The organism is Streptomyces klenkii, assembly GCF_003626645.1.
Classification (GTDB): Bacteria; Actinomycetota; Actinomycetes; order Streptomycetales; family Streptomycetaceae; genus Streptomyces; species Streptomyces klenkii.
The window spans coordinates 1-1,090 of sequence record NZ_RBAM01000175.1 but is presented as its reverse complement, the minus strand read 5'-3'; the positions used below and the strand labels follow the sequence as shown (position 1 = coordinate 1,090).

Here is a 1,090-nt window from a genome sequence, read left to right as displayed (position 1 = left end):
GTCCGAACTGGCACGGTATCGACTTCGTAGAGCGCGAAGTAGCCGTTCATGACCCGACGCTAGGCCGACGACATCGCCGCCGCCCGTCGGCCCGGTCCCGTCGGTAGGCAGGGCCTTGAGTATCGGCAGGAGATCGCGGAGCACGACCGGGACCACTGCATGAACCCGCACCTTCGTGATGGGCTCGTGGGCGTGGTAGAGCCGCTGGGGGTCTTGCCGGTCGACTACATCCGCGGCCCGGCCGGCGCCCCGCTCCGGCCGTCGAAGGCATCGCGCACCGTCCACCGGCTCACGGGCGACGGGGAGACCGATCGGAGGTAGCGGGCCTCTCGCGTTCCGCCGGGGCCCGGAGGCGGTCAGGCCGGCGCGGCGTTCCCACGGGCGGGTAGTCGTCCACGGCCCCACCGTTGCCGCCTCAGCCAGCGCGGCGTTGGCCCTCCTGGTCGCCTAGGAGCTGCGCGACCATCGGCCCGGCCTGCGCGTTGACCTGATGGACGATCTCGTGGATGACGTGCTTGGCCTCCTCGACCAGGGCGCGGCCCTCGGTGTGCTGCGGCGTGGGCAGGTCCCAGCCGGTGGTGGGGAGGAGGAGGTGCGACACGGTGAGGACGGCGGGGCGGTCGGCCCTGATCTCGGGCTCAAAGGCGTGCCGGTACTTGTCGTCGTGGTCGGCGTGGTCGTACTCGCTCGTCCAGTCCTGCCAGGGGTGGCGGGGGCGCCGCCCGGAGGGGAGGTCGTGGTGCCTTAGGGGCACCGAGACCTTCAGGAGCAGGTCGCCGGTGTCGGTGAAGGCGGTGGTCACCGCCTTCACGCCGGGGCGCAGGTTCACGTACCCCAGGAGGACCGGGGGCGTGGCGACCTCCCAGGCCGCCGCAGCGAACTCCGGGCCGGGCAGTGGAGTGCCGGGCTCCCCGTATGCGTGGAACTTCGCTGGGCGGTCGGCGATGTACGCGCCGTACCGGCTGTGACCGTTGCCGGCCTGCGCGCGGTCGCCGTGCTCGTCAACGCTCAGGAGCGTGGTGGGCGTCCAGTCGGCCATGGCTCCTCCGTAAGTCAGGCCGCCGTCGCGTTCCGGCGGGCGGTGATCGCG

1 protein-coding gene is annotated in these 1,090 nt (G+C 72.3%); it reads right to left on the bottom strand.

Annotation, left to right across the window (positions count from 1 at the left end; translation table 11 throughout):
- Window positions 1–415: 415 nt before the first annotated feature.
- On the bottom strand, window positions 416–1,090 hold a 675-nt coding region (locus tag D7231_RS35575; protein ID WP_206752011.1), incomplete at its 5' end, for a hypothetical protein.